At 71.9% G+C, this 26,213-nt stretch carries 24 protein-coding genes and 1 pseudogene; 21 read left to right on the forward strand and 4 right to left on the reverse strand.

Annotated elements, in window-relative coordinates:
- The first annotated feature begins 3 nt into the window (after positions 1-3).
- Positions 4-1,596, forward strand: coding sequence for a CoA transferase (locus FE374_RS05335; protein ID WP_139927572.1), 1,593 nt, complete (start codon positions 4-6; stop codon positions 1,594-1,596).
- A 626-nt stretch (positions 1,597-2,222) separates the two neighbouring features.
- Here the strand turns inward: FE374_RS05335 and FE374_RS05340 are convergent.
- A complete protein-coding gene (locus FE374_RS05340; RefSeq protein WP_139931383.1) occupies positions 2,223-3,011 on the reverse strand; it encodes a FadR/GntR family transcriptional regulator in 789 nt (262 codons plus the stop codon).
- 297 nt (positions 3,012-3,308) lie between these two features.
- Between FE374_RS05340 and FE374_RS19745 the strand changes: the two are divergent.
- The 8 genes and pseudogenes from FE374_RS19745 to FE374_RS05380 form a co-directional block, all read left to right on the forward strand.
- A pseudogene (locus FE374_RS19745) lies at positions 3,309-3,440 on the forward strand (N-acetylmannosamine-6-phosphate 2-epimerase); the annotation flags it as partial.
- Positions 3,441-3,639: 199 nt separating this feature from the next.
- A complete protein-coding gene (locus tag FE374_RS05350) occupies positions 3,640-3,921 on the forward strand; it encodes an HU family DNA-binding protein (RefSeq protein ID WP_139927573.1) in 282 nt (93 codons plus the stop codon).
- 170 nt (positions 3,922-4,091) lie between these two features.
- Positions 4,092-4,877: a glucosamine-6-phosphate deaminase gene (gene nagB, locus FE374_RS05355; protein WP_168205603.1), complete on the forward strand. Its 786-nt coding sequence runs from the start codon at positions 4,092-4,094 to the stop codon at positions 4,875-4,877.
- Between the two features lie 76 nt (positions 4,878-4,953).
- Positions 4,954-5,331 (forward strand): DUF3039 domain-containing protein, encoded by a 378-nt coding sequence (locus FE374_RS05360; RefSeq protein ID WP_139927575.1) that lies wholly within the window; start codon positions 4,954-4,956, stop codon positions 5,329-5,331.
- On the forward strand, positions 5,328-7,163 hold the full coding sequence (locus FE374_RS05365; protein ID WP_139927576.1) for a DEAD/DEAH box helicase: 1,836 nt from the start codon (positions 5,328-5,330) through the stop codon (positions 7,161-7,163). The genes FE374_RS05360 and FE374_RS05365 overlap by 4 nt, the downstream gene beginning before the upstream one ends.
- A 209-nt stretch (positions 7,164-7,372) precedes the next feature.
- Positions 7,373-8,737 (forward strand): DUF222 domain-containing protein, encoded by a 1,365-nt coding sequence (locus FE374_RS05370; RefSeq protein ID WP_456319096.1) that lies wholly within the window; start codon positions 7,373-7,375, stop codon positions 8,735-8,737.
- Positions 8,738-8,894: 157 nt separating this feature from the next.
- A complete protein-coding gene (locus FE374_RS05375) occupies positions 8,895-9,782 on the forward strand; it encodes a phytanoyl-CoA dioxygenase family protein (RefSeq protein WP_139927578.1) in 888 nt (295 codons plus the stop codon).
- A 212-nt stretch (positions 9,783-9,994) separates the two neighbouring features.
- Positions 9,995-10,150, forward strand: coding sequence for a hypothetical protein (locus FE374_RS05380; protein ID WP_230978468.1), 156 nt, complete (start codon positions 9,995-9,997; stop codon positions 10,148-10,150).
- Positions 10,151-10,258: 108 nt separating this feature from the next.
- Here FE374_RS05380 and FE374_RS05385 read toward each other — a convergent pair whose 3' ends face one another.
- Positions 10,259-11,626 (reverse strand): nicotinate phosphoribosyltransferase, encoded by a 1,368-nt coding sequence (locus FE374_RS05385; RefSeq protein WP_139927580.1) that lies wholly within the window; start codon positions 11,624-11,626, stop codon positions 10,259-10,261.
- Positions 11,627-11,740: 114 nt separating this feature from the next.
- Between FE374_RS05385 and clpS the strand changes: the two genes are divergently transcribed.
- The 5 genes from clpS to FE374_RS05410 all read left to right on the forward strand — a co-directional run bounded on the left by clpS (position 11,741) and on the right by FE374_RS05410 (position 17,240).
- Positions 11,741-12,073 (forward strand): ATP-dependent Clp protease adapter ClpS, encoded by a 333-nt coding sequence (gene clpS, locus FE374_RS05390; RefSeq protein WP_139927581.1) that lies wholly within the window; start codon positions 11,741-11,743, stop codon positions 12,071-12,073.
- A complete protein-coding gene (locus FE374_RS05395; protein WP_139927582.1) occupies positions 12,074-12,766 on the forward strand; it encodes a DUF2017 family protein in 693 nt (230 codons plus the stop codon).
- A gap of 11 nt (positions 12,767-12,777) precedes the next feature.
- Positions 12,778-13,599 carry a glutamate racemase gene (gene murI, locus FE374_RS05400; protein ID WP_139927583.1) on the forward strand — a complete coding sequence of 274 codons (822 nt, stop codon included), beginning with the start codon at positions 12,778-12,780 and terminating at the stop codon, positions 13,597-13,599.
- Positions 13,596-14,390, forward strand: a complete 795-nt coding sequence (locus FE374_RS05405; RefSeq protein WP_139927584.1) for an MBL fold metallo-hydrolase — start codon at positions 13,596-13,598, stop codon at positions 14,388-14,390. Before murI ends, FE374_RS05405 begins: the two co-directional genes overlap by 4 nt.
- A 150-nt stretch (positions 14,391-14,540) precedes the next feature.
- Entirely contained in the window at positions 14,541-17,240 is a 2,700-nt protein-coding gene (locus tag FE374_RS05410; protein ID WP_139927585.1) for a phosphoenolpyruvate carboxylase, read from the forward strand.
- 116 nt (positions 17,241-17,356) lie between these two features.
- Here the strand turns inward: FE374_RS05410 and FE374_RS05415 are convergent, their stop codons facing one another.
- On the reverse strand, positions 17,357-18,751 hold the full coding sequence (locus tag FE374_RS05415; RefSeq protein ID WP_139927586.1) for a pilus assembly protein TadG-related protein: 1,395 nt from the start codon (positions 18,749-18,751) through the stop codon (positions 17,357-17,359).
- Entirely contained in the window at positions 18,751-19,281 is a 531-nt protein-coding gene (locus FE374_RS05420) for a TadE/TadG family type IV pilus assembly protein (RefSeq protein ID WP_230978469.1), read from the reverse strand. The genes FE374_RS05415 and FE374_RS05420 overlap by 1 nt, the downstream gene beginning before the upstream one ends.
- A 435-nt stretch (positions 19,282-19,716) precedes the next feature.
- On the opposite strand from FE374_RS05420, the gene FE374_RS05425 reads away from it, so the two are divergent.
- The 7 genes from FE374_RS05425 to FE374_RS05455 all read left to right on the forward strand — a co-directional run bounded on the left by FE374_RS05425 (position 19,717) and on the right by FE374_RS05455 (position 26,057).
- Positions 19,717-19,938, forward strand: a complete 222-nt coding sequence (locus FE374_RS05425; RefSeq protein WP_139927587.1) for a Flp family type IVb pilin — start codon at positions 19,717-19,719, stop codon at positions 19,936-19,938.
- 115 nt (positions 19,939-20,053) lie between these two features.
- Positions 20,054-20,824 (forward strand): Flp pilus assembly protein CpaB, encoded by a 771-nt coding sequence (cpaB, locus tag FE374_RS05430; protein WP_139927588.1) that lies wholly within the window; start codon positions 20,054-20,056, stop codon positions 20,822-20,824.
- Positions 20,821-22,017 carry an AAA family ATPase gene (locus FE374_RS05435; RefSeq protein ID WP_139927589.1) on the forward strand — a complete coding sequence of 399 codons (1,197 nt, stop codon included), beginning with the start codon at positions 20,821-20,823 and terminating at the stop codon, positions 22,015-22,017. The genes cpaB and FE374_RS05435 overlap by 4 nt, the downstream gene beginning before the upstream one ends.
- Positions 22,014-23,576 (forward strand): CpaF family protein, encoded by a 1,563-nt coding sequence (locus FE374_RS05440; protein ID WP_139927590.1) that lies wholly within the window; start codon positions 22,014-22,016, stop codon positions 23,574-23,576. The genes FE374_RS05435 and FE374_RS05440 overlap by 4 nt, the downstream gene beginning before the upstream one ends.
- Positions 23,573-24,511: a type II secretion system F family protein gene (locus tag FE374_RS05445; protein ID WP_139927591.1), complete on the forward strand. Its 939-nt coding sequence runs from the start codon at positions 23,573-23,575 to the stop codon at positions 24,509-24,511. The genes FE374_RS05440 and FE374_RS05445 overlap by 4 nt, the downstream gene beginning before the upstream one ends.
- 19 nt (positions 24,512-24,530) lie before the next feature.
- Positions 24,531-25,403 (forward strand): type II secretion system F family protein, encoded by an 873-nt coding sequence (locus FE374_RS05450; RefSeq protein ID WP_139927592.1) that lies wholly within the window; start codon positions 24,531-24,533, stop codon positions 25,401-25,403.
- Positions 25,404-25,415: 12 nt separating this feature from the next.
- Complete coding sequence (locus tag FE374_RS05455) at positions 25,416-26,057, forward strand: prepilin peptidase (protein WP_139927593.1); 642 nt, start codon at positions 25,416-25,418, stop codon at positions 26,055-26,057.
- Positions 26,058-26,213 lie beyond the last annotated feature (156 nt).

Genomic DNA, 26,213 nt, shown 5'->3' on the forward strand with positions numbered 1-26,213 from the left:
TCCATGGACGACGACGCCTCCTGGCCAGCGCTGACCGTCCCGGGCGCGCCGGGGACCGAGCCGGGGGTCGCCGTCGTCGGCCCCCGACGGCTGTGGGACGGGCCGCTCGACGTCGAGGGGCTTGCCGTGGCCAGCGTGCGCGAGGCCGCCCGGGCCGCGGTGTCGCTCGCCGCCCGACGCGGCGTGAACCTGCCGATCGCCGTCGACTCCCGGGACGTGGCGGCCGCCTTCGAATCCTTCCGGCACCTGCGGGTGGCCGGCCGGGCGCCGGAGGGGTTCGCGCCGCTGTCCACCTTCTACGCGGCGACCGACGGCTGGGTGCGGGTGCACGCCAACTACCCGCACCACCGTCACGCCCTGACCAACGCCCTGGAGGTGACCGACGACGGCGACCCCTCGGTCCGGGAGCGGGTCGCCGCCGCCATCGCCTCGATGCCCGCGCACGCCGTCGAGACCCGCGTGCGCGCCACCGGCGGGGTCGCCGCGGCGCTGCGCACCCCCCAGGCGTGGCGCGCCCACGAGCATGGCCGGCTCGTGACGGCCCAGCCGCTCGTCGACGTGCGGGCCACGGGTGCGCCGGCGGCCCCCGTTGCGCCCGCCGACGACCTGCCCCTGACGGGGCTCCGCGTGCTGGACCTGACGCGGGTCATCGCCGGCCCCACCGCCACCCGCCTGCTGGGGGCGCTCGGCGCGGACGTGCTGCGGCTCGACCCGCCCGGCCGCCCCGAGCTGCTGGATCAGCACCTCGACACGGGATTCGCCAAGCGTTCCGCCGTCGGTGATCTCGCCGACCCGGCGACGCGGGCGCGGGTGGAGGAGCTGCTCGCGACGGCCGACGTCGTTGTCAGCGGCTACCGGCCGGGCGCGCTCACCACCTTCGGGCTCGACGCGGACTCGCTGCTCGCGCGACGGCCGGGCCTGGTGGTGGCCGAGCTGTCCGCCTGGGGCACCGACGGACCCTGGGGGCACGAGCGTGGCTTCGACAGCATCGTCCAGGTCGCCGCGGGGATCGCCCACCGGTACGGGCGCAACGACGACGCCGCACCTGGCGGCTGGCGCCCCGGTGCCCTGCCGGTGCAGGCCCTGGACCACGCGGCCGGCTACCTGCTCGCCGCCACGGTGATGCGGCTGCTCGCCGGGCGGGTGAACGAAGGCGGCGCCGTCGCACGGATCAGCCTTGCGCGGGTGGCCGAGGAGCTGCTCCGGCTGCCTGGCCCCGGGAGGGAGTCGAGCGCCGCACCCACGCCCGCCGACGCCGCGCCGATGCAGGTTGCCCCCGCCATCCGGCACCGCGAGTCGGCGTACGGGGTCGTCGAGTACGTGCCGCCCCGCTCGTCGTGGCCGGCGACCGGTTGGACTTTCCGACGCCACCGCAGGAGTACGGCACCGCCCAGCTCGCCTGGACCTGACCGCCGGCGGGCAGCAGAAGGCCCCGGCCGTCGTGACGACGGCCGGGGCCTTTCCGTGAACGGAACCTTCGTCAGGTCAGCCGAGCTCGACCCGCGGTCCGGTGTGCTCGACGACGGTCACGTCGCTGCCGGAAGTCGAGGTCAACGTCGTCACCGGCGTGAAGTGGCCAGTGTCGCAGCGCGGTGACCAGCCCGACGGCCAGCGCCGGGGATGCGGCGCCGCGGGGAACGGTGACAGACACGCATGTCCTTTCGCTGAGGACGCAACCTCGCTCCCGTTAAACGTATGACGTCAGACGGCTGATGTGACAACGAGTCCGCGAAGGAGAACCTGCCATGGCAGGAGGCGGCCACCGTCCGCGGTTCGTCCTCGCCCCGATCTCGCTCGTACCACGGCACGATGTGTTTCAGCGCGGCCGTGAGGACTACGGGCGGCCGTCAGATGAGGGCGCGCAGGGGGGCGCATCGAGTGGGGGACGTCAAGCGGTGCCTTGACGTCCCCCACTCGATCCCGCGCGGCCCGCTGCCCCCGCTCATGTAAGGGACATCGGCGGCGTGGGGTGACCACGTTGTCGGGGTTCCGAGGCTGCATGGTCATCCCGGTTGGTTCGGGAGGGTGGCGTCGAGTAGCGCCTGGGAAGGTTCTCCGCGTGGAGTGCTTGCCCCGTTGGCCGGGCATCAGCGCGGCGAGCTCCGCCGCGCGGCCGAGGTCCTGGCCGGCGACCCAGCGGACCTGGACCTCGGGGATGGTGCGCAGCGCGAGGAGGTGCTCGCGGGCGAAGGCGCCGGTGCCGACGACCGTGACCGGGAGGCTCATCGGGTGGCCTCGGCCCCGGACCCGGCTAGCCCGGTCCCGGTGCCGCCGCCGTGCGCGGCCCCGCCGTGCGCCCGCCGCGCCGGCTGGGCCTCGTCCAGTGCGCGCTGCAGCGGCGCGTAGTGGTCGACCACCGCCGCGCGGAACGCCTCGACGTCGCCGGCCTCCGCGGCGCGCAGCATGTCGCCGTGCGCCTGGGCCGCCTGCTCGAGGTCCTTCGGCAGGCTCAGGCCCAGCCGCAGCATGACTGCGGTGTGCACGTCCCAGAACGCGGTGACCAGCTGGCCGACCAACGAGTTGTTCACGTGCCGCGGCAGTCCGGCGTGGAAGTGGCGGTCCTGCTTGGGGAACGTCTCGCCCTTGCGGGCGCTCACCACCATCTCGTCCACCAGGGCGTGCAGGGCCGGGTCGGTCGTGCCGCGCATGCCGTCGACGATCCGCTGCGCCATCGACATGTCGAGCGCCTGCCGGACCTCCACCACCTCCCGCAGGGCATCGAGGTCGTCGCCGGGGATGAGTACGCCGCGGAAGATCAGCGACTCCACCATCGCATCGAGGGACATGTTCCCCACGAACGTCCCGCGTCCGTGCCGGACTTCGACGATGTCCAGGGTGGACAGCGTGCGGATGGCCTCGCGCACGCTCGAGCGGGACACGCCGAGGCTCTCGCACAGCTCGGTCTCGGTGGGCAGCACGTCACCGGGACGCAGGCCCTGCGTGAGGATGTAGTCCTTGATCTGGTCGGCAGTGGTGGCGCGGCGAGATGCGGCTGGGGCCGGGCGCGACATGGCCACGGCCGGTCGTGGGGCAGCCGGCCGGCCGGGAGATCCTTGTGCTCCGCTGATCGAAGACATGTTCTTGACCCTTTCGGTGATGACGTTCTACTCGCATCGTAATACGTCAGACATCAGATGTCGTTCGTTCAGAAGAGGGATTCATGAAGCGTTCACTCGCAGGGCGCCCGGGTCTTCGTCGTCGCGGGCTCAAGCTCACGGCGGTCAGCGGAGCCGTAGCACTCACCCTTGCCGCTTGCGGTGGCGGCGCCTCGTCAGAGGAGACGAGCTCGGGTGAGGACGCGGGCACCGGTGCCGCCGCCGGCCCAGGCCGCGGAGGCGCTGGCCCACGGTGCGTTCAGCGTGTGCGTAGGCACTGCGATCACCCACCCGACGACCATCACCACCTGGTTCGCCGACGCCGTAGCGACCGCGCGCGGTTAACCGGCCCTGCCCGTCACTTGCGCGACAGGTGTGGGCGAAGTGGGCGACCAGGCCCCCCGACGGGCGTCCAAGTGCCCGCAAACCGCGTGGACACGCTGGAAAATCGGCGCGTGAGAGCGACAATCGCGCCGCCGTGTGCGTAATGTCTGGCGCAGCGGCGCCGAACATGGCGTCCGACCCGAACGATGAGAGGTTTTCCATGTCCGTCAACCGCACCGAGCTCGTCGCCGCCATTGCCGAGCGCGCCTCGCTCACCAAGACCGACGCAGACGCTGCTCTGTCGGCGCTCCAGGACGTCCTGGTCGACGCTCTCGGCAAGGGCGAGGCCGTCAAGGTCACCGGCCTGCTGAGCGTCGAGCGCGTCGAGCGCGCGGCCCGCACCGGCCGCAACCCCCGCACCGGTGAGGAGATCCAGATCCCCGCCGGCTACGGCGTCAAGATCTCCGCCGGCTCGACCCTGAAGAAGGCCGTCGCCAAGTGACCTCGCGCTGAGCGCACCCGGACGGGCAGGGCCATTGCGGCCCTGCCCGTTCGTGTTTCCGGCAATCCCGAAGCTCTCTCGACAGCAGACGTCTGATGTCCGGGTGGACACGGGCTAGGCTGGACGCACGGGCCCGAGCGTGGCCCGGCACCGAGAGAGAGGGACGTGTCGTGGAGGTCGTGATCCAGCACAGCGCGGCGGACATCGCCGCACTGGTCGCGGACGAGATCGAGAAGCTACTTGCCGCCAAGCCGGACGCGGTCCTGGGCCTGGCGACCGGCTCCAGTCCGCTGGCCGTCTACGACGAGCTGGTGCGCCGCCACGAGGCCGGCCGGATCTCCTTCGCCCGGGCCCGCGGCTTCATGCTCGACGAGTACGTCGGCCTCCCCGACGATCACCCCGAGCGCTACAGGAACGTCATCGAGCGCGAGATCGCCTCCCGCGTGGACTTCGCGCCCGGTGCCGTGCAGGGACCGGACGGCAACTCCGAGGACCTGCTCGGTGCCTGCGAGGACTACGAGGCCGACATCGCCGCCGCGGGCGGCGTGGACCTGCAGATCCTGGGCATCGGCACCGACGGGCACATCGCCTTCAACGAGCCAGGCTCGTCGCTGGCCTCGCGCACCCGGATCAAGACCCTCACCAGCCAGACCCGCACCGACAACGCCCGCTTCTTCGACGGCGACGTCGAGCGCGTCCCGCGTCACTGCCTCACTCAGGGCCTGGCCACCATCATGTCCGCGCGGCACCTGGTCCTCATCGCCACGGGCACCGGCAAGGCCGAGGCGGTCCATCAGCTCACCGAGGGACCGGTCAGCGCGATGTGGCCCGCGACGGTCATGCAGCACCACCCGCACGCCACCGTCCTGGTCGACGACGCCGCCGCCTCCCGCCTGCAGCTCGGCGCGTACTACCGCGAGGTCTTCGCCACCAAGCCGGCCTGGCAGGGCCTGTAGGCGGGGCGCGAGGGGCGCGCCACACGCGCCCCTTGGCGCCGCCCGGCGTGCCCGGCGCGTGCTTAGACTGGCTGCCATGAGCTCCACGACGCCCGATCAGCCCACCGGCCCGCAGCCACCCGCCTCGCCCTCGACGCAGCCGGCGGCCGGGACCGGTGTGCTCGAGCGTGAGGAGCTGCGCGAGCAGGTCTCGCCGGGGGACGAGGAGCGCTACGCGCATTACGTCCGCAAGGACAAGATCACCGCGTCGGCGGTCACCGGCCAGCCGGTGGTTGCCCTGTGCGGAAAGGTCTGGACGCCGGGTCGTGACCCGAAGAAGTACCCCGTGTGCCCCACGTGCAAGGCGATCTTCGAGGGCATGAACCCTGGCGGGGACGAGGGGGGCAAGGGCCGCGGGTGGCCCTTCGGTCGTGGCCGTGGCCGCGACGGTGCCTCCTCGGGAAGCGGGGAGTGACCGCCCCGCACCAGCGCAGGTCGACGCCGACTCACCCCGCCGGGCCCGCCGCCGTCTCCACGGTCGCAGCCGAGCATCTCTCGCCCGCCTTCCCGGCGCGCGCGGCATGGGGGACTGCGTCGCGTCTGCGCGCATGGCAGGCCGAGGCGCTCGAGATCTACCTCGAGCGGCAGCCCCGGGACTTCCTCGCGGTCGCCACGCCCGGCGCCGGCAAGACCACCTTCGCGCTGCGTATCGCCACCGAGCTGCTCGCCCGCGGCGTCGTGCGACGCGTCACGGTGGTGTGCCCGACCGAGCACCTGAAGACCCAGTGGGCCGACGCCGCCGCCCGGGTGGGCTTGCAGCTGGACCCCAACTTCAAGAACGCCCAGGGCCGGCACGGCGCCAGCTTCGACGGCGTCGCGCTGACCTACGCGCAGGTCGCCGCCAACCCCGCGCTGCACCACAACCGCACCTCCGCCGAGCCCACGCTGGTGATCCTGGACGAGGTCCACCACGGCGGCGACGCGCTGAGCTGGGGCGACGCCGTCCGGGAGGCCTTCGAGCCCGCCCGGCGCCGCCTGTCGCTGACCGGCACCCCGTTTCGCTCGGACACCGCGGCCATCCCGTTCGTCGAGTACGAGCGCGACGCCATGGGCATCCGGCGGTCCAAGGCCGACTACTCCTACGGCTACGGCGACGCCCTGCGCGACGGCGTCGTGCGCCCGGTCATCTTCCTCAGCTACTCCGGCCAGATGCGCTGGCGTACGCGGGCCGGCGACGAGGTCTCCGCCCAGCTGGGCGAGCTGCTGACCAAGGACATGATGAACCAGGCCTGGCGCACGGCCCTGGATCCCTCGGGCGAGTGGATCCCGGCGGTGCTCTCCGCCGCCGACCAGCGCCTGAGCGAGGTGCGCCGCTCGGTGCCCGACGCCGGCGGCCTGGTCATCGCCACCGACCAGAACGCCGCGCGTTCCTACGCCAAGACGCTGCACTCCATCACCGGTGAGCCGCCCGTCGTCGTCCTGTCCGACGACGACGGCGCGAACGCCCGGATCGAGGAGTACGCCGCGGGCCTGCAGCGCTGGATGGTCGCGGTGCGCATGGTCTCCGAGGGCGTGGACGTGCCCCGCCTCGCCGTCGGCGTCTATGCCACCGCGACCGCGACGCCGCTGTTCTTCGCCCAGGCGGTGGGCCGGTTCGTCCGGGCCCGCAAGCGCGGGGAGACTGCGTCGGTGTTCCTGCCCTCAGTCCAGCACCTCCTTGGTCTGGCCGGGGAGCTCGAGGTCGAGCGCGACCACGCGCTGGACCGGGTCAAGACCGCCGAGGAGAAGGGCACGTTCTTCACCCCCGAGGACTCCTTGCTCGCGGACGCGAACCGGTCGGAGAAGGCCTCGGACGACCTCATGCTGCCCGGGTTCGAGGCGCTCGAGGCCCAGGCCACCTTCGACAAGGTCCTCTTCGACGGCGGTGAGTTCGGCACCGGCGCGGAGGTCGGCTCGGTCGAGGAGCAGGAATACCTGGGACTGCCCGGCCTCCTCGAGCCCGAGCAGGTCACCAGCCTCCTCCGGGCCCGGCAGGCCGAGCAGGTCAAGGCGCAGAAGCGGCAGGCCAAGGCGCAGTCGATCCGGCACCAGAACGCCGGGGTGGACGACCACCGCCGCCGGGCCGCTGCACGCAAGGAGCTGAACACCCTGGTCTCGGCGTGGTCCCGGCGCTCGGGCAAGCCCCACGGCGTGGTGCACACCGAGCTGCGCAGCACCTGCGGAGGACCCGAGGTGGCGCTGGCCCGCACGGACGAGATCGAGGCGCGCATCTCGCTGCTCCGCCAGTGGTTCGTGGGCCGGGGCTGACCTCCCCAGGCGCCGGCTGACAGCGAGGACTGTCGCCTCGGGATCGGACGTCAGCGAGGACTGTCGCCGCCTCGGGACCGGATGTCAGTGGCCGCCGATACGGTCGACACATGTTGCAGAGGCAGGGTGGTCAGGCCCGGGATGCGGAACATCCCGAGGTACCGCCCGCGCGCCCGTCAACGGCGGACTTCGCCCGCTGGCGGGACGCGATGGCCAGCGTGGACCGGAGCGTCTCGGACGCCGAGCGGATTGACCAGCTGCGCGTGCTGGAGGAGCTCAAGGCCGCGGCGTCGGCGGCGCAGGCCCGCATCGCGGTGGACCTCGAGGCCTCGCAGCTACAGGTGCAGGCCTCGGCCGGTGTGCCCCGTGCCCGGCGCGGTCGGGGGATCGGGGCGCAGGTGGCGCTGGCCCGGCGGGAGTCACACGCCCGGGGTGGGCGGCTGCTCGGGTTGGCGAAGGCGCTGGTGAACGAGATGCCTCACACGTTCGCCGCCCTGGAGGCCGGGGTGATCAGTGAGTGGCGCGCCACGTTGCTGGTGCGTGAGTCCGCTTGCCTGACGGTGGTGGACCGGGCCGCGTTCGACGTGGAGCTGTGGGCCGACCCCGGGGCGACCGAGCGGCTGGGTGACCGCCGCCTCGTCGCCCGCGCGAAGCAGATCGCCTACCGGCTCGACCCGCGGTCGGTGGTGCGGCGTGCGGCGAAGGCTGAGAGCGAGCGGTGCGTGACGTTGCGGCCGGCGCCGGACACCATGACCTACCTGACCGGGCTCCTTCCGGTGGTCCAGGGGGTGGGGGTGTACGCGGCGCTGACTCGGGCGGCCGACGCGCTGCGGGCGCAGGGTGACCCCAGGAGCCGGGGGCAGATCATGGCCGACACCCTCGTCGAGCGGGTCACCGGCCAGGACAGGGCCGCCGACGTCCCGGTGGAGGTCCAGGTGGTCATGACGGACCGGGCCCTGCTCGCGGGCAATGACGAACCGGCGGTCATACCGGGGTACGGCACCGTGCCCGCGGGATGGGCCCGCGCGTTGATCGCCGCCCGGACCGGCACAGCCGATGCCGTGGAATCTCTCGACGGGGCAGGCCGCAAGGTGCTGGTGTGGCTGCGCCGGCTCTTCACCGCCCCGAGCACCGGTCAGCTCGTCGCGATGGACTCCAGGCGCCGGACCGTGCCGCCCGGGCTGGCCAGGTTCATCGACGCTCGGGACCAGGTGTGCCGGACGCTGTGGTGCGACGCCCCGATCCGCCACCACGACCACATCCAGGCCCATGCCGACAGCGGGACGACCTCGGCGGAGAACCTCCGCGGCACCTGCGAAGCATGCAACTACGCCAAACAAGCGCCCGGGTGGGGCACTCGCACCGTCACCGTCACCGGCGCCGAGCAACGCGCGGGCCCCGGCCCCAGCGGCCACGTCGTGGAGACGACCACCCCGACCGGGCACCGCTACACCTCGGATGCTCCACCTCTGCCCGGCCACGTGACACCCACACGTGCCACCGCACCACCAGGCACCCAGGCCGCGTACAGCCCCGCCGAACGACTCCTCCTCGACCTGAACTGGGCAGCCTGAATCCACGATCTCCCGCGCGTCGGCCCGCAGAGCAGCCTGCGACGCCCGACCCTCACAGGACAGCCCGCGACGCCGGCGCCCCGGTCTCCCGGCCTCGGCTCTTCAGCGCCGGGGAGGCTACGCTCGGCATGGCCGTCAACGGGGACAGGTGAGGACGATGGAACCGGATCTCGACACCGAGCGGGAGCCGCGTCATGATCCGCTGGAGCTGAGCGATGCCCTGCACCGCGACGGCATGGCCGTGGTTCCCGGTGCCTTCACACGCGACTGGGCGTCCGTCCTGGACGACGACCTCTCGGCGGAGCTCATGAGCGCGCTGCGGAGCCCGGACGGCGTGGCGCCCCGCGGCTGGAACCGCTTCTACTTCGAGCCCTACGCCGAGCGGGTCCGCGGGTTCCTCGACCTGGTGCAGCACCCGGTGCTCGCCGCGCTCTCCGCTGAGATGTTCGGTCCGGAGTGGCAGGTGGTCGAGCTGGGCTGCGACATCCCGCTGCCCGGGGCCCTGGACCAGCCCTGGCACCGCGACTTCCCCATGCCCGAGTACACGCGCAGCCACCGCCGCCTGACGTCGATCGCGGTCAACGTGCCGTCGATGGACGTCGTCGACGCGCCCTTCCAGGCGGTGCTCGGCACGCACCTGGACGACGACGCGGACTTCGATGGCGGCATGTTCCCGCCCGCCGCGCGGGCGCACGAGCTCGAGACCCGCATGCAGTCGTTCTACGGCCGGATGGGGAACCTCTCCGTTCGCTCGGGCCTGATGCTGCATCGGGGCTCGGCGATGAGCCTGCGCTCCCGGATGAGGCCCGTGGCCATCCTTGGCATCGTCGCCCCAGACGACGGAGCCGTCTCCGACGGTCCTCGTAGCGAGGCCGACCGCGTGCCGCCGCGCCTGCGGATGTCGCGTGAGTACCACGACCGGCTGCCGGTCGCCCTGCGCCGGCACGTCGTCGTCGAGATCGTCGCCGACACGACGGCGACGCTGCCGCCCCACCGCACCGACCATACTTTTGAGGGGCTGAGGATGGGCGGCCCGCCCTCCTGACCCGCCAAGAGGAGCGGGGTGTCCACTCGTCAGCCGGCGGCCTGCACACGCCCTTCAGCCGGCGGACGACGCCGGGTTCCATATCATGCCGGACGGCACGGCGTCAAGACCGTTCAAGATGCGCGTGAAGCGCAGCGGTGCCAGTCTCTGAGCAGGCGAGATACGTCCGAGCCTGGCCACCCGGCCAGGCTGCTCAGAGAATGGAGGACATCATGTCGCTCTGGCTCATCCTCATCATCGTCGGTGTCGTCATGCTCATCCTGGGAGTCGCGGTCGAGGCGGCCCAGATCCTCATCTGGATCGGGATCGCCATCGTGGTGATCTCGTTGATCATGACCCTCGTCTCGCGAGGACGAACACGCGTCTGACCCAGCGGTCAGATCTAAGGCCAGGGCCCTCGCCGCACATGCGGCGAGGGCCCTGGCCTCGTTCTGTCACGGCGCTCGGATGGCGGTGTCGCTTAACGGCGGCGGCGGTCAGACCACGTAGTCGGGATCGTCGGCGCGGTCCACGTCGAGCATCCGCGTGGGGATCCCCGGTTCGCCCTCGCTCAGCCGCCACGCCGCGTAGGGCAGCTCGGCCCGGGAGGTGCGGTGCCGCTCCCGCGCCGCCTCCAGCGCACCCGGACCGCGGTGCTCCTCGACAATCTCGCCGTCGCGCACGAACGGCACCTGCAGCGGCCGCGCCCCGGCGCGCTGAAGCTCGGTCAGCCCCTGCTCCCACCGCGTGCACGCCACCACGAGCTCCTCCGCGGCGCGGCCCGCGCCGTCGAGCACCCGCCCCGCCACCTTCAGCCCGCCCACCGAGCTCTTGGAGGCGGACGCCTTGGCCACCTCCTCCATGCGCCCGGCCGCGTCCTCGCGCGCGACGAGCTTGTACACCAGCTCCGCCGTCGGGTGGCCGGAGCCCGTCACGAGCCTGGTGCCCACCCCGTAGGAGTCGACCGGGGCCGCCCCGAGGGCCGCGATGGCGTACTCGTCGAGATCGGAAGTGACGGTGATCTTGGTGCTGGTCGCCCCCAGGGCGTCCAGCTGCTGGCGCACCGTGAACGCCTGGGCGACCAGGTCACCGGAGTCGAGCCGCACGGCGCCGAGCTCGCCGCCGGCCGCGCGTGCGGCGGCCACCGCCCGCTCCACTCCGCGGGGCACGTCGTAGGTGTCCACCAGCAAGGTGGTGTCCGGTCCCATGGTGGCGACCTGCGCCGCGAATGCGGCCTCCTCGTCGTCGTGCACGAGGGTGAAGGAGTGGGCGGCGGTGCCGATGGGGCGGATGCCGTAGGAGCGGCCACCCTCCAGGACGGAGGTGCCGACGAACCCGCCGACGACGGCGGCCCGGGCCGCCGCGACCGCCGCGCTCTCGTGAGTGCGCCGCGCACCCATCTCCAGGCACGGGCGGCGGTGGGCGGCCACGGTCATCCGTGACGCGGCGGCGGCCACGGCGCTGTCGTGGTTGAGGATCGACAGGATCACCGTCTCGAGCACGACGGCGTCGGCGAAGCTGCCCTCGACCGTCAGGATCGGCGAGCCCGGGAAGTAGCACTCGCCCTCGCCGTAGCCGGTGATCGACCCGCCAAAGCGGTACTCGCGCAGGTAGTCGAGGGTCTCCTCGCCGACCACGGCGGCGGCGGCGAGGTAGTCGATCTCCTCGGGCCCGAACCGGAACGCCTCGACCGCGTCGAGCACCCGTGCGGTGCCGGCGACCACGCCGTACCGGCGCCCGCCCGGCAGGCGGCGGCTGAACACCTCGAAGACGCTGCGCCGCCCGGCGGTGCCGGAGCGGAGGGCCCCCTCGATCATGGTGAGCTCGTACATGTCAGTCAGGAGCGCCGTGCTCGCGTGTGGCATGCGGCCCACGCTAGCGGGAGCGAGCGGCGGTGCAGGCCGCGGACGGCGGGTGGTGGAGCGTCGTCGGGCACCCTCGGGTCGGCCCGGCTTTGGCCGACTGCCTAAAGTGGGGTCGTGAGTCCCGCCCCCGTCGCCCCGCCGCGCCCGCGCACCTCCACCGCGCCGGCCGAGCAGGAGGCGACGGCGCAGGCACCGCAGGCGGTGCCGGAGAAGGCGTGGCACACGGTCGTGTGGGACGACCCCGTCAACCTCATGAGCTACGTCACCTACGTCTTCGAGACGTACTTCGGCTACGACGAGCCCACCGCCGCGCGGCTGATGATGAGGGTCCACACCCAGGGCCGGGCGGTCGTCTCGCACGGACCCCGCGAGAAGATGGAGGTGGACGTGCAGGCCATGCACTCCTACGGGCTCTGGGCCACGCTCGAGCAGGACGGGGCGGCGTAGGTGCAGGCCTTCGTCCCCGTACCGGGCGGGCACGCGTCCCGGCTGCAGCCGGCCGAGCGCACGGTCATCGCCCGCCTGGTGGCGGACACCGCCGAGCTGCTCGGCACCCGCCTGAGCGAGAGCGGCTCCGGCGCCCCCGCCGCCGCCGACACCCAGCTGCCCGACCTGCTCTACGCCCAGGGCAGCCGCCTCACCGGTGACGACGCGGTGCTGGCCGCGCTGGACTTCGACCCCGCCGACGCCGCGCCCGACGCCCCCGCCGACCCCGCCCTGGCCAGGCTGCTGCCACCGATGAGCCACGACGACGCCACGCTCGCCGCGGAGCTGCGGGCCCTGACGGAGGACTCCGTGCGGTCCGGCAAGGTCACCCGCCTGGAGACGGTGTGGCGCGAGCTGAGCGTTCCCACGGGACCCAAGGGCGCCGTCGTCGTGCGCACCGGGCAGGAGGGCACGTGGCTGTCGGCCCTGACCGACGTGCGGCTGGTGCTCGCCACCCGCCTGGGCATCGAGGGGGAGGACGACGCCGAGGACGTGTACGAACGGGCCCGACAACCCGAACGGGTGCGCACCTCCGACGCCCCGGCCGACCGCGACGAGGAGATCACCGACGCCCTCGCGACGATGTACGCCGCCTTGACATGGTGGCAGGAGTCACTGCTGGAGTCGATGCAGCGGCGCCGACGCGCGCATTAGGCTCGATCGCTGTGGAGGACGCACCGATCGGGATATTCGACTCCGGCGTGGGAGGGCTGACCGTCGCGCGCGCGGTGATCGACCAGCTGCCCGGCGAGTCGATCCTGTACATCGGCGACACCGCCCACACCCCGTACGGGCCCAAGCCGATCGCGGCCGTGCGGGCCCTGGCGCTGGAGGTCATGGACCGCCTGGTGCTTTCCGGCGTGAAGATGCTCGTCATCGCCTGCAACTCCGCCTCGTCCGCGGTGCTGCGCGACGCCCGGGAGCGGTACACCATCGACGCCGGGGTGCCGGTGGTCGAGGTCATCCAGCCCGCGGTGCGCCGCGCCGTCGCCGCCACCCGCACCGGCAAGGTCGGCGTGATCGGCACCCGCGCCACGATCGAGTCCGGTGCCTACCGCGACGCCTTCGCCGCCGCCCCGCACCTGGAGCTGACCATGGCGGCGGCGCCGAAGTTCGTCGAGCTCGTCGAGCGCGGGATCACGTCCGGGCCAGAGGTGCTCCGCGCCGCCGAGGAGTACCTGGCACCGGTCCGTGACGCCGGGGTGGACACCCTCGTGCTCGGCTGCACCCACTACCCCCTGCTCACCGGCGTCATCAGCTACGTCATGGGGGAGAACGTCACCCTGGTGTCCTCCGCCGAGGAGACCGCCAAGGACGTCTACCGCACTCTCGTGGCCCACGACCTGTCCCGTGACCCCGCCGCCCCGCCCGAGCACCGCTTCCTCGCCACCGGCGACCCCGGCTCCTTCGCCCGGCTCGCCCGGCGCTTCCTCGGGCCCGAGGTCACCGCCGTGCACGGCGCCGACGAGCTCGAGGGCGTGCGGTGAGGCTCACGGTGGTCGGGTGCTCCGGCTCCATGTCCGGACCGGCCTCGGCCGCCTCGTGCTACCTCGTCCAGGCCGACGGCGCGGACGAGCAGGGCCACCCGCGCACCTGGTCCGTGGTCCTCGACCTCGGCCCCGGCGCCATGGGCGCGCTCATGACCCACGTCGACCCGGCCGCGGTCGACGCCGTCGTCCTGTCGCACCTGCACGCGGACCACATGGTCGACCTCATCGGCATGCAGGTCTACCGCCGCTGGCACCCCAGCGGCCCCCTGACGCCCCTGCCCGTGCACGCGCCCGCCGGTGCGCTCGAGCGGGTGCGCGGGGTGGGCGGGGACGGCGAGGACGAGGACTACGCGGGCGAGTTCGCCTTCCTCGAGCACGACCCCGCCCGGACGATCCAGATCGGCCCCATGCGGCTGCAGGCCTTCGAGGTGCACCACCCCGTGCCCGCGTACGGGATCCGGGTCACCGGCCCCGCCGAGGACGCCGACGGCGAGGTGTCACTCGCCTACACCGGTGACACCGACTCCTGCGACGGCCTCGTCACCATGTCCGACGGCGTGGACCTGCTGCTCAGTGAGGCCGCCTTCCAGGAGGGCCGTGACACCGTCCGCGGCGTGCACCTGACCGGCCGCCGCGCGGGTGAGCTGGCCGCGACGGCCGGCGTGCGCCGGCTCGTCCTGACGCACCTGCAGCCGTGGACCGACCCCGAGGTCGTGCGCGGCGAGGCCCACGAGGTCTACCCCGGCCCGGTCGACCTGGCCGCACCGGGCGCCGTCTGGACCCTCTGACCCCTCCCAAAGGGCGAGGTCGCGAGATGTCATCTCCTCCGTGAGATGTCATCGCGTCGGCGGACATCGGCGACGAACGAGGCCTTCCTCACAGGCCATCAGGTGACCCCCGCAGGTCCCGGCCAGGCGTGCGTGGGTAGCCTGCTGACCATGAGTGAGGCAGCAGGACCAACGTCCCTACCGACCGCCGCCAACTCCCGTGGGGCGGCACGGCACGACGTGCCCGATGAGATGCGCAACGACGTCCGCCTTCTCGGGGGGCTGCTCGGGGAAGTCCTACGCGAGTACGGCAAGCCCGGTCTGTACGAGGACGTCGAACGGCTGCGCGAGCTGGCCATCTCGGCCCTCGAGGCGCCCGACGGCGTCCACCTCGCCGCCGCTGAGGAGCTGGTGGCGTCGTTCAGCGCCGAGCGCGCCGAGGAGGTCGCCCGCGCCTTCACCTGCTACTTCCACCTGACCAACCTGTCCGAGGAGCTGCACCGGGTGCGCACGCTGCGCGCCCGTGAGGGAGAGATCCCGCTGGACCAGCAGCGGCCGTCCGACTCGATCGCCGCCGCGTTCACCCACCTGGCCGCCGAGGTCGGCGAGGACGAGGCCCGCCGTCGTCTCGGTGAGCTCGAGTTCCACCCCGTGCTGACCGCCCACCCCACCGAGGCGCGTCGCAACGCCGTCGCGAGCAGCATCCGCCGCATCACCGAGCTGATGTCCGAGCGGGACGACCCGCGCTGGGGCCGTGGCGCCCTGGAGGAGAACCGCCGCCGTCTGCTGGGCGAGGTGGACAACCTGTGGCGCACCGCCCAGCTGCGCCCGGCCAACCCCTCGCCGCTGGACGAGGTGCGCACCTCCCTGGGTGTGTTCGACTCCTCCCTCTTCGACGTCTTCACCGCCGTCTACCGCCGCCTCGATGACTGGCTGCTGGGCGAGGACCGCGGCCGGCGCGCCCCCGTCGCCCCCGCCTTCGTGCGGCTGGGCACCTGGATCGGCGGGGACCGGGACGGCAACCCGAACGTCACCGCGTCGATCACCCGGCAGGCTGCCGCGCAGTCCTCGGACCGGATCCTCGCCGCCCTGGAGCGCGTCGCCCGCGACGCCGGGCTCGGGCTCACCCTCGACGACCGGTTCACCCCGCCCGGCAAGGAGCTGGCCGCTCTGTGGGCCCGGCAGCGCCAGCTGTCGCCCGAGGTGGCCGCGCAGGCCGCCGAGCACTCCCCGGGCGAGAGCCACCGGCAGGTGCTGCTGGTCATCGCCGAGCGGATCGCCGCGACCCGGCGCCGCGACGCCGACCTCGCCTACGGCGGCGCCGCCGAGCTGCGGCGCGACCTCGCCGTCGTGCAGGACTCCCTGGTGGCCGCCGGTGCCTCCCGGGCGGCCTACGGCCGGCTGCAGGAGCTGATCTGGCAGGTGGAGACCTTCGGGTTCCACCTCTCCGAGATGGAGGTGCGCCAGCACTCCAAGGTGCACGCCCAGACCCTGGCGTGGCTCGAGGACGCTGCGGCGGTGACGAGCCCGGCCGTTCCGCCGGAGGAGGTGCTCGACACCTTCCGCTCCGTCGCGGCCGTCCAGGCCCGGTACGGGGTGGACGCGTGCCGTCGCTACATCATCTCCTTCACCCAGTCCGCGCAGAACATCGCCGATGTCTACGCCCTCGCCGAGAGCGCGCTGGGCTCTGCGGAGGCCGCGCCCGTCCTCGACGTCATCCCCCTGTTCGAGACGTTCGACGACCTGCAGGCCGCGCCGCGCATCCTCGACGAGATGCTGGCCCTGCCTCAGGTGCAGCGGCGGCTCGAGCAGACCGGGCGACGCCTGGAGGTCATGCTCGGCTACTCCGACTCCGCCAAGGACGTCGGCCCCGTCTCCGCCACGCTCGCGCTGTACGAGGCGCAGCAGCGCATCGCCTCGTGGGCTCGGGACAACGACATCCGCCTCACCCAGTTCCACGGGCGCGGCGGTGCGCTCGGACGCGGCGGCGGCCCGGCCAACCGCGCCATCCTCGCGCAGCCGCCCCACTCGGTGGACCTGAGGTTCAAGGTCACCGAGCAGGGTGAGGTCATCAACGCCCGCTACGGCAACCCGGACATCGCGGTGCGCCACATCGAGCAGGTCGCCGCGGCCACGCTCATGGCCTCGGCGCCCTCGACCGAGCGGCGCAACGCCGAGGCGGCCGAGCGCTACGCCGACCTGGCCGCGCGCATGGATGCCGTGTCGAAGGAGCGCTTCTACGGCCTCATCCACGCCGACGGCTTCGCGCCGTGGTTCGCGGAGGTCACCCCGCAGGAGGAGATCGGGCTCCTGGCCATCGGCTCGCGTCCGTCGCGTCGCGGCCTCAGCGTGGAGTCGCTGGAGGACCTGCGCGCCATCCCGTGGAACTTCGCCTGGACCCAGGCCCGGATCAACCTCACCGGCTGGTTCGGGCTCGGCTCCGCGCTGGAGGCCGCGGGCGACCTCGACCTGCTGCGCACCGCGTACGCCGAGTGGCCGCTGCTGGCGACGATGATCGACAACGTCGAGATGTCGCTGGCCAAGACGGACCGCCGCATCGCGGTGCGCTACCTCGAGCTGGGCGGCCGGCAGGACCTCGCCGACCTGGTGCTCGCTGAGCTGGACCTGACCGCCAAGTGGGTGCTGGCCATCACCGACCACACCCGGCTGCTCGAGGGGCACCGCGTCCTCGGCCGGGCCGTGCAGCTGCGCAACCCGTACGTCGACGCGCTCTCCCTGCTGCAGCTGCGGGCGCTACGCGCGCTGCGGGACTCCTCCCGGGAGCTCAGCGAGGAGGAGGTGGCCGACCAGCACCGGCTCCTGCTCCTCACGCTCAAGGGCGTCGCGGCGGGCCTGCAGAACACCGGCTGACCCTCTCATCTCGCGCGAGATGTCATCTTCTCCGCGAGATGTCATCTTCGCCCGGGAGTTGCCACAACGGACGACGGCGACGCCTTGGTGGCGTCGCCGTCGATCGCGCCTGATGATCACCCAGGGAGTCGGAGCAGGCGGGTGTGCGGGTTGAGCTGGCTGACCGCCGCGGCGAAGATCGAACCGAGCTCGTCGCCGTCGGCGGCACAGAAGAAGAAGTCACCGTCGCCGTTCTCGGTGTCCCGCTTGGCCGCGTCGGAGCAGTTGTTGTCGGCGTCGCTCGGGTTGCCGTCGGGGTCGGGGGAGGCCGCGGCAGCTAGGACGTTGCGCACGGGCATCCCGGACGCACAGTTTGCGCTGATGGCGTCACCGAACGCCACCGTGACGATGAGGATGCCCGCGGCCTTCGTGTTCGTCGCGACCGACGTGAAGTTGTTGCACGCGGCTGCGCCGTTCGACGTGCCGATGTCCCCGGCGACGTTCAGGGACGTGTTGCCGGCAATGTTGTTCTCGTTCGGCTGGCCGTCGGTCTCGAAGATGATGGCCTTGCGCACCTCACCGATTCGCGGCGGCAACGTGCCCACGTTGTTGGCGTCCGTGCCGAGCAGGTAGCGCGCGGACGCCTTGAGCGGTGAGGCGAGGTACGTGCCGGTGCTCGACGAGCTGAGGCAGTTCAGCCCCGCGACGAGACTGTTGCCGTTGTTCAGCGGGGGTGGCGCGCCCGGCGCCGTCGGGGTGCCGGTGTAGTCGTTGGAGAACTTCACCGGGATCCAGGGGCCGTTGTTGTCGTTCCCGCTCGCCCGGGTGATGCACGTGTCGCCCAGACTGCTCCGGCCGATCGTGCCCAGGGCCACGTACTGCTGATCCTTAGACATGGTCTGCAGAGTGCTCTTGATGGCGCCGACCATCAGGTTGCGGTCGGGCGTGGACATGCTCCCCGTGCGGTCGGCGACCACGACGACGTCCATCGGGTTGGGCGCCTCCCCGCCGCAGGAGCCCTTGCACGCGGTGGACGTCAGCACGCCGGTCGAGCCCTCATCGATCCCGATCGTCGGGGCGAAGGAGAACGCGACGTTCTTGTCGTCCGTCACGCTCAGGGTGTTGCAGGTGTTCCCGCTGACGGGCGGGCAGGGGATCGCGCAGATCGACTCGTTGCACTTGGCGCCGGCGATCGTGCCGGGATTGCACACCCCGGGGATCTGCGACGTCTTGACCGTCTGCGTCTGACCGGTGGAGGCGACGACACACCAGAAGGAGATGGACGGCGCCGCCTCCGGGTCGTTGGCCTGCGCGAAGGTCTGGGCAGCCGCCGTGGCTGCGACGAAGTCCGGGAGGGCGTAGGAGCCCGCCTGGGCAGCTGCGTCTAGCGCGTTGCTGAGGTTCTGTCGCTGGTGGGCCAGCATGCTGATGTCGATGGCCAGGGCCGCCGCGGCGAGCAGCACGGGAAGCAGCAGGGCCACGACGACGGCGACCGCGCCGCGTTCGCGCGCTCGGCCCAGCTCGCGCCGCATCACTCGATCCTCATCTCGCTGGACTTGACGATCGTCGCATCGTTGCCCAGGCCCAGGGGCGTCAGCCACGTGTGTACGTAGCTGATCTCGACGATCGCGGTGCCGCCAGCTGCGGCATCGGCGTACGAGGCGCACTGGGCGCCCGCCGGCGTCAGGCACAACTCCGCAATCGACGTGGCCGGGAGCGCGGCACCCGGAAGGTCGCTCATCGCGTTCTTGACGACGGTCGTGATCTCGGTGGACGTGGCGCCCAGGCTTGCGACGCGAACTCCCTCACGGGCGGCGTTGCCCACGACCGACGCCGCGTTGATGTAGAGCCCGAAGTCGATGATTCCCAGAACCAGGACGATCAGGACCGGCGACACGAGCGCGAACTCGACGGCGGAGGCCCCACGCTGCGACCGGAAGAGCCACGGCTTTCTATGCGTGGCCTTCTTGCCTTCTTGTGACGCAAAGTTCCTAGGCGTCGTGGTCACCAACGGAGAGGGTCTCGTCAGCTGCGTGGGGACCAGCATCTTTGGAGTGGTCATGTTCGGAACATAGGAGCGAAGCGTCCGCGCGCGAGGGTTTTCCGAGCGATCACTTCTCAAATGACGTGGCTGGTGCTGGGCAGGGTGACGACGTCTGAGCAGGGCGGGCGACGCTTTCGACCATTTGAGGGTGAGTGGACTGAGGGGGCGGGTCTGCCTGCGAAGATGCGCCGGTTCTCGGCTTTTATGTTGACCTTTCCAACCGTCAACAAGGCTAGCTGGCAGGGAAGTACACCCGTGTCACTCACCTCCACTGCGCATGGTTCTCACCCTAGGTCACCCGCATGATGATTTTTCGGCCGCAGAAAAGTTCGCCCCTACGAAGTGGTGCCGACGCCGCAAAGTTCTGCCACGTTTCGGTCCGTCACCGGTTCATACGGAATCGGGAAACCAGCACCGGGAACCCCCTCCCGGCGCACCTCGGAAAGGAACACCATGAACCGCGCAGCCGCTTACCTCGTCACCCTCTACACCGTCGTCGGCGACCGCTTCGAGAACCGGAAGGACCGCGGCGCGACCGCCGTCGAGTACGGCCTCATGGTCGGTCTCATCGCCGTGGCAATCATCGTCGTCGTCGCACTTCTCGGTCGTCAGCTCAGCGCGCTGTTCACCGAGATCACCAACGGGCTCGCCGGCCCCTCCAAGGTCGCGGTCTGATTCGTAACCCGAAGGCTCACTCTCGGCGCGGTGCTCACGCTACGAGCACCGCGCCGGGTGGTCTCCCACCCCTCATCTCACGCATTGTCCCGCCGACACGTAAGGAAATGAGCTCATGGCACGACGAGTCATAGCCGCCGTTGCCGCGATCCTGCTTGCCAGCGTCGGGGCGTTCGTCCTGGTCGGCTACGTCGGCGGCGCCGACCAGCGCGCGATGGCCGGGATGGCGAGCACTAGTGTTCTGGTGGTCCGCAGCCCCATCGCCCAGGGCACCCCCGCAGACCAGCTCATTGAGCTGGTCGAGCCGCGGGAGCTGCCGGCCAAGACCCTTGTCCCAGGCGCCGTCACCACCCTCGACGAGCTCACCGGGCTCGTCGCCACCACCGACCTGCAGCCAGGTGAGCAGCTTCTCGCCGCCCGGTTCGCCAATTCCGTGACCGAGACGGCACCGCATGCCGTCGAGATTCCTGCCGGCATGCAAGAGGTCTCCGTCCTCCTCGAGCCGCAGCGGGTGGTCGGCGGGCACCTCACCGCCGGCGACACAGTCGGTGTCTTCATCTCTCTTAGTGGGGAGGTGCCCCAGACTCACCTCCTCCTGCACAAGGCGCTCGTCACGCAGGTCCAGGGCGCCGTACCTCCGCCCACGACGGAGGGCGCCGCGACCACAGGCGCCGTACCGGCAGCGGAGTTGGCCACGACAGCGGAGTCGGCACCCCCGACCGCAGCCCCCTCTGAAAGCGTCATGGTCACCCTCGCCCTCACCGGTCCCGACGCCGAACGTCTCGTCTTCGGCTCCGAGCACGGCACCGTCTGGCTCTCCAAGCAACCCGCCGACGCCTCCACCGACGGCACCCGCATCGTTACCCCGGAGAACGTGCTCCAATGACACGCACCGTTCTGGCGACCGCCTCGGCGGAGCTCACCCAGCACCTCCATGACGCCACTCGCGGCGACTTCACCGCCCTCCCCCTCGGACCCCTCCCGCAGGAGACCACCGCACTTCTCACCGCGACCGGTGGCGAGCCCCTCGACGTCGTCGTCCTCGACGCCGCCGGCGCGACCGAGCACGCCCTCGCTCTCGCGGCACAACTAGGCCAGGAGCACCCCACCGCAGCAGTCGTCCTCATCAGCGACGAGTGGACTGACCTCGCAGCGACCGCTTTGCGTCACGGCGTCCTCGACGTCATCCGCCCGGATGCCTCCGTCCCCGAGCTGGAGCTCGCGCTCGGCCGTGCCCGACACGTCGCCCAGCTCCGCGCCCACGCCGCACTCACCGGCATACCGGGCAACGACGCCGCCTCCAACCGCGGCCGGGTCATCAGCGTGGCCTCCCCAAAGGGTGGCGTCGGCAAGACGACGGTGTCCACCAACCTCGCCGTCGGGCTGGCGAAGGCCGCCCCGCAGTCAGTGGTCCTGGTCGACCTCGACATCCAGTTCGGGGACGTCGCCCACGCGCTCAACCTCACGCCCGAGTTCACCCTGGTCGACGCCGTCCGCCCCGCCGGCCATGACGCGATGGTCCTCAAGACCTACCTCACCCTCCACGAGACCGGCCTGTACGTCATCTGCGGCTCGGACAACCCGGCCGAGGCCGACGGCATCAACGCCGAGGACGTGGCCAACCTGCTCGAGCTGCTGGCCGCGGAGTTCCGGTACGTCGTCGTCGATACCGCCCCCGGAATGTCCGAGCACACCCTCGCGGCGATGGATCACACCAACGACCTGGTGATGGTCACGAGCATGGATGTGCCCGGCGTGCGGGGACTGCGCAAGGAGCTGGACACCCTCACCGACCTCGGCATGTTCACCGACGCCCGGCACATCGTCATCAACTTCGCCGACCCGAGCCGCGGGCTCTCGGCCGCGGACGTCCGCGGCACGCTCGGCACCGACGTCGACCTCCTCCTGCCGCTGTCGAAGGCCGTCCCGGTCTCGGTCAACCAGGGCGTCCCGCTCCTGCAGAGGGGTGGGCGCGGCCCGGTGACCAAGCAGCTGCGCCGCCTCGTCGAGCGCTTCACGTCGTCCCTGGCCGCGGAGACACGGACCAGTCCCCGCCGATCCTGGGTAGGTGCACGATGAGTCTGTCCGACCGCCTCCGCGCCAAGCAGTCCGCCGTCCCGGCCCTGCTCGAACCGTTTGCCGCACCGACGGCGGTCCCCGCACCCGCCGTTCCCTCCGGGGCTGGCGCCGCACCGGCCGCTGCCGCCGTAGCGGCTCCCGACGCAGCCGCTCTGCCGGCCGCGCCCTCACTGCCGACCGCGCCCGACGACGGCGCATCCCGCCCGGCCGTCCGCCCCGGCTCGCTCTCCGCTCGCCACGCCGCCCCACCCGAGACTGCGCCGACCAGCGACGCGCTCGCCAAGATCAAGGAACGCGCCGCGAACGCCCTGTTCGACCGGGTCGGTGCCCGGCTGAGCGACCCGACCCTCAGTGAGGACCAGCTCCACGCGCTCGTGCGCAGCGAGCTCAACCAGGTCGTGGAGGAGGAGAAGCTGCCCCTGACGGGGGAGGAGCGCAAACGTCTCACCCGCGAGGTCAAGGACGACATCCTCGGCCTCGGCCCGCTCCAGCGCCTCCTCGACGACGAGCGCGTCACCGAGATCATGGTCAACGGCCCCGACCTGGTCTACGTCGAGCAGGACGGCAAGCTCACCCGCAGCCCCGCCCGCTTCACCTCCGAGGAGCACCTGCGGCGCATCATCGAGCGCATCGTCTCCAAGGTGGGCCGCCGCATCGACGACTCCTCGCCGCTGGTCGACGCCCGCCTCGCGGACGGCTCGCGGGTCAACGCGGTCATCCCGCCGCTGGCCTTCAGCGGCTCGTCGCTGACGATCCGCAAGTTCGCCAAGGACCCCTTCCTCGTCGACGACCTCATCCGGTTCGGGACGATGAGCCCCGACATGGCCGTCCTGCTCCGCGCGTGCGTCGAGGCACGGCTGAACATCATCGTCTCCGGCGGCACCGGCACCGGCAAGACCACCCTGCTCAACGTCCTGTCCTCGTTCATCCCCGACGACGAGCGCATCGTGACCATCGAGGACGCCGTCGAGCTCCAGCTCCAGCAGGAGCACGTGGTCCAGCTCGAGTCCCGCCCGCCGAACACCGAGGGCAAGGGCGAGGTCACCATCCGCGACCTCGTGCGCAACTCCCTGCGCATGCGGCCCGACCGCATCGTCGTCGGCGAGGTCCGCGGTGGGGAGTCGCTCGACATGCTCCAGGCGATGAACACCGGCCACGACGGTTCGCTCTCGACCGTGCACGCCAACTCTCCGCGTGACGCCATCGCCCGCCTGGAGACGCTCGTGCTCATGGCCGGCATGGACCTGCCGCTGCGGGCCATCCGCGAGCAGGTTGCCTCCGCCGTCGACGTGATCGTCCAGCTCACCCGGCTGCGCGACGGCACGCGCCGGGTCACCGCGATCACGGAGATCCACGGCCTGGAGGGCGACAAGGTCACCCTGCAGGACGCGTTCGTCTTCGACTACGGCGCCGGCGTCGACGCCGTCACCGGCAAGTTCCTCGGCACCACCGTCCCGACCGGGATGCGGCCACGCTTCACGGACCGCTTCGCCGACCTCGGCATCGCGCTGCCACCGCACATCTTCGCCACCCCGGCCCTCGGAAGGGCAGCGCGATGACCACCGCCCTCTCGCCCGCCGCGACCGGCGCTGTCGCGGCACTCGCCCTGGCGGTCGCCATGAGCGTCTACCTCCTGCTCAGCCCCGGCCCGGTGCGGCTGTCGCGAACCCGGCGGCGCCCCGGCGCCGAAGGCACCAACGCGCTGACCGGAATCGCCAACGCCGCCACCGGCGCCGTCGAGAAGGTGCTGCGACGCCGCGGCGTACGGGTCGGGGCGCTCGAGCGGGCAGGGCTGAAGATGCGGCCCCAGGACCTTGTGTTCCTCGTGCTCGTGGGCGCGGTCGCTGCCGGCGCGATCGGCCTGGCGCTGGCCGGGCCGTGGCTCGCCGTCGTCCTCGCTCTGCTCGCCCCCGTCGGGGCGAAGGTTTACCTGGGCATCCTCGCGGCACGGCGTCAGCGCGCGTTCGCCGACCAGCTCGCCGACTCCCTGCAGCTGCTGGCCTCCACCCTCCGGGCCGGGCACAGCCTGCCCCAGGCGCTGGCGTCAGTGGCCCGCGAGGCGGAGGAGCCGACGTCGGAGGAGTTCGCCCGGGTCATCAACGAGACCCGGGTGGGCCACGACCTCACCGAGGTGCTCGAGGACACCGCCGACCGCATGGGCAGCCAGGACTTCGTCTGGGTCACCCAGGCCATCGCCATCAACCGCGAGGTCGGCGGCAACCTCGCCGAGGTGCTCGACGGCGTTGGGCACACCATCCGCGAGCGACACCAGATCCGCCGCCAGGTGAAGGCACTCTCGGCCGAGGGCAAGCTCTCCGCCTACATCCTCATGGCACTGCCGTTCGGGGTGGTCGGCTTCCTTTCGCTGAGCAACCCGCAGTACCTCGCCAAGTTCACCCAGAGCCTCATCGGCTACGGCCTGATGGGCTTGTCCGTCGTCCTGCTCGTCGTCGGCGGCTTCTGGCTCAGCAAGACCGTGAAGATCAAGTTCTGACGCGGAAAAGGAAACCACTGTGCCCGCTCTCGTCATCGTCGCCATCGCCGCCGTCAGCGCGTCCCTGCCCGTCCTTGCCTGGGTGGTGATCGCCGCCCCGGACCGGGTGCACCGCCGCGCCGTCGCGAATCTGCACCGCGGTCTGCCGGTCGCGGTGCCCCGCAGGCCCCTGGCCCTGGGCGAGCTGCCGCGGCGCTTCACCCCGCCCCGCGCGCTCCGGTCGCTGGACGGGCTCCTCGCCCGCGCCGGGCGCCCGGCCGCGTGGCCGCTGGAGCGGGTGCTGGCGGTCAAGTTGGTCGGCGGTGCCGCCGTCGGGGCGCTCAGCCTCCTGTTCGCCTTCTCCGTGCCCGGCCTGGTGGCAAAGCTGCTCGCCGTCGTGGTCACCGTGGTCGTGTACTTCCTGCCCGAGATCCTCCTGTACAACATTGCGATCAAGCGCAACGAGCAGGTCCAGCTCGACCTGCCGGACACGCTGGACCAGATGACCATCGCTGTCGAGGCCGGCCTCGGGTTCGACGCCGCGATGGCCCGGGCCGCCAAGAACGGCACCGGCCCCCTCGCTGAGGAGTTTGTCCGCGTCCTCCAGGACATCCAGCTCGGGCAGCCGCGCCGGCAGGCGTACGACGCCATCACCGACCGCACCGACGTGACCGACTTGCGCCGCTTCATCCGCGCCATCGTCCAGGCGGACTCCTACGGCGTGTCCGTCGGCGACGTGCTGCGCACCCAGGCGGGCGAGATGCGACTAAAGCGCCGGCAACGGGCCGAGGAGAAGGCCATGCAGATCCCTGTGAAGGTCATCTTCCCGCTCATCCTCTGCATCCTGCCGGTGCTGTTCATCGTCCTCCTCGGCCCCGCCGTGATGGACATCGTCGCCGCCTTCAGCGAGTAGGGGAGCGCGCTGATGTCGGTCGTTGTCGTCCTCCTCACCGCCCTGGCCGCCGGGGCGGCTGCACTCGCCCTCGGGCCGTGGATGCGCCGGGTGGCCCGGGTGCGGTCGCACTGGCTCAGCTCCGGGGCGCACGTCCTGCTCGCCGGCGCGCTCGGGGCGGGAGCGGCCCTGCTCGCCCGGTCCTGGCCGGAGCTGGTGGCCTTCGCCGTGCTCGCCCTCGCCTGCGCGCTGCTAGCGGTCATCGACCTGGCCACCTACCGGCTGCCCGACGTCATCGTCGGGCCGACGTACCTCGTCTTCTTCAGCGCCCTGGCGCTCACGGCCGCGGTCGACGGGGACTGGGGCCGGCTGGGTCGCGCGGCGGCGGGCGCCGGCGTCGTCCTGGTCGGGTACTTCGTGCTCGCCTTCGTCTCCCCGTCCGGGCTGGGCCTGGGCGACGTGAAGTTCTCCGGCGTGCTCGGCGGGTTCCTCGGCTGGTTCGGCTGGCAGCAGGTGCTCCTGGGCACCCTCGCCGCGTTCGTCCTCAGCGCGTGCGTGGCCGGGACCCTGCTCGTGACCCGCCGGGCCGACCGGCGCACCGAGTTCCCGTTCGGTCCGTGGATGGTGGCTGGCGCCGGGATCGGCGCGCTGTGGGTCCCGGGCGTCCTGGGCTGACGGCGTCGGAGCGCCGCTACCCTCGCGGGGTGAGCCCCGACACTTCCCTCCCCACCGCCACCGCCACCGCCGACGGCGGCGTCAGCCCCGACGGCGTCGCTAGCCCCGACGGCGTCGCCCACTTCGAACGGGCCAGGCACTCGATGCGACGTCGCT

This window comes from Georgenia yuyongxinii, assembly GCF_006352065.1.
Classification (GTDB): domain Bacteria; phylum Actinomycetota; class Actinomycetes; order Actinomycetales; family Actinomycetaceae; genus Georgenia; species Georgenia yuyongxinii.

Bases quoted from the DNA above. Each gene is read 5' to 3' on its own strand.
- FE374_RS05420 (WP_230978469.1), bottom strand. From the start codon at position 19,281: ATGACCACTCCAAAGATGCTGGTCCCCACGCAGCTGACGAGACCCTCT.
- FE374_RS05375 (WP_139927578.1), top strand. From the start codon at position 8,895: ATGGAACCGGATCTCGACACCGAGCGGGAGCCGCGTCATGATCCGCTG.
- FE374_RS05455 (WP_139927593.1), top strand. From the start codon at position 25,416: ATGTCGGTCGTTGTCGTCCTCCTCACCGCCCTGGCCGCCGGGGCGGCT.
- FE374_RS05440 (WP_139927590.1), top strand. From the start codon at position 22,014: ATGAGTCTGTCCGACCGCCTCCGCGCCAAGCAGTCCGCCGTCCCGGCC.
- FE374_RS05335 (WP_139927572.1), top strand. From the start codon at position 4: ATGGACGACGACGCCTCCTGGCCAGCGCTGACCGTCCCGGGCGCGCCG.
- FE374_RS05435 (WP_139927589.1), top strand. From the start codon at position 20,821: ATGACACGCACCGTTCTGGCGACCGCCTCGGCGGAGCTCACCCAGCAC.
- FE374_RS05380 (WP_230978468.1), top strand. From the start codon at position 9,995: ATGTCGCTCTGGCTCATCCTCATCATCGTCGGTGTCGTCATGCTCATC.
- FE374_RS05445 (WP_139927591.1), top strand. From the start codon at position 23,573: ATGACCACCGCCCTCTCGCCCGCCGCGACCGGCGCTGTCGCGGCACTC.
- cpaB (WP_139927588.1), top strand. From the start codon at position 20,054: ATGGCACGACGAGTCATAGCCGCCGTTGCCGCGATCCTGCTTGCCAGC.
- FE374_RS05340 (WP_139931383.1), bottom strand. From the start codon at position 3,011: ATGTCGCGCCCGGCCCCAGCCGCATCTCGCCGCGCCACCACTGCCGAC.
- FE374_RS05385 (WP_139927580.1), bottom strand. From the start codon at position 11,626: ATGCCACACGCGAGCACGGCGCTCCTGACTGACATGTACGAGCTCACC.
- FE374_RS05360 (WP_139927575.1), top strand. From the start codon at position 4,954: ATGAGCTCCACGACGCCCGATCAGCCCACCGGCCCGCAGCCACCCGCC.
- FE374_RS05425 (WP_139927587.1), top strand. From the start codon at position 19,717: ATGAACCGCGCAGCCGCTTACCTCGTCACCCTCTACACCGTCGTCGGC.
- FE374_RS05415 (WP_139927586.1), bottom strand. From the start codon at position 18,751: ATGCGGCGCGAGCTGGGCCGAGCGCGCGAACGCGGCGCGGTCGCCGTC.
- FE374_RS05350 (WP_139927573.1), top strand. From the start codon at position 3,640: ATGTCCGTCAACCGCACCGAGCTCGTCGCCGCCATTGCCGAGCGCGCC.
- FE374_RS05370 (WP_456319096.1), top strand. From the start codon at position 7,373: ATGGCCAGCGTGGACCGGAGCGTCTCGGACGCCGAGCGGATTGACCAG.
- FE374_RS05410 (WP_139927585.1), top strand. From the start codon at position 14,541: ATGAGTGAGGCAGCAGGACCAACGTCCCTACCGACCGCCGCCAACTCC.